The sequence below is a fragment of the Alteromonas sp. S167 genome (assembly GCF_036864375.1).
Lineage (GTDB): Bacteria > Pseudomonadota > Gammaproteobacteria > Enterobacterales > Alteromonadaceae > Alteromonas.
The window spans coordinates 1-895 of record NZ_JAZETR010000030.1; the positions used below are offsets into that span (position 1 = coordinate 1).

2 protein-coding genes are annotated in these 895 nt (G+C 41.2%); both read left to right on the plus strand.

The window, feature by feature from the left end:
• On the plus strand, positions 1–497 hold a 497-nt coding region (locus tag V7R35_RS17785; protein ID WP_334016224.1), incomplete at its 5' end, for a hypothetical protein.
• A 140-nt stretch (positions 498–637) separates the two neighbouring features.
• Positions 638–895 (plus strand): hypothetical protein (locus tag V7R35_RS17790; protein WP_334016225.1); only part of this gene is annotated, 258 nt, incomplete at its 3' end.

Sequence of the window (895 nt, forward strand, 5' to 3'; positions counted from 1 at the left end):
ACAACTATTGGCGCTCACTGCGTTCGCTGGGACACAAACACATGGGCTCCCTTCGCTTCGCTCGTTATTTTAGCCCATGTATTTGTGCCCCAAAGTTGGGCGTTATATGCCTAGGAGCTTCAGTGGATATTTTGTGCAAATGGCATGTCATAGTTAAATACATGTTGAACCATGACCGCGAGGAGATGTTTTTCCCAATAATGACTTGTGCTTTTTGGATAAACATCGTAACGCAAAGCGTCTTATATCTTTCTTATTTTCAATTTTTAGACGTAAACCTAAGTAGTAACTTTAGCCAGGCATGTATTGTTGCGTTTTACATCGCAACAGTCGCATTGTTTTATGCCGCTGTTAAAAATAAAGCCCGATATAACAAAGCTGAGGAATGGTTTAAAGCCTTCGATAGCAATGATTCCCTGATTATCAAATTATTAATGGGTTTCTTAATGCTCGTTAGTTTTGTAGTGTTATTGTTCAAGGCTCTTTTAAGTATGTAGCAGCATATAACAAAAAACTAAAGGCGCTCGCGCTGCTCGCTGGGACGCTAACACATGGGCTGCGTCACTGCGTTCCTAATTTTAGCCCATGTGTTATCGCCCCTTAGTTGGGCGTTATGAGCCTAAGTGGAGTTTAGCTTTTGACCTCTAAAAACGAAGAAAAATTATTACTAGTCCATGTACCTGCGTTAGTGGCAGTATTAATCAATGCTGAAGACCAAAAAGGCTCCGCACTTACTGAACAGGAAGTAATTGAAATTAGAGATACTTCACAATGTATTGCAATGCCCTTGGATGTTGCTGAGAAAGTAGCTGAAGAGCGAGGTTACTCAGATATAGATCCGGAAAATGTGTGGCAAGAGTGGTTGCAGGTAAAGGTGGAATTACAAGCAGGCACA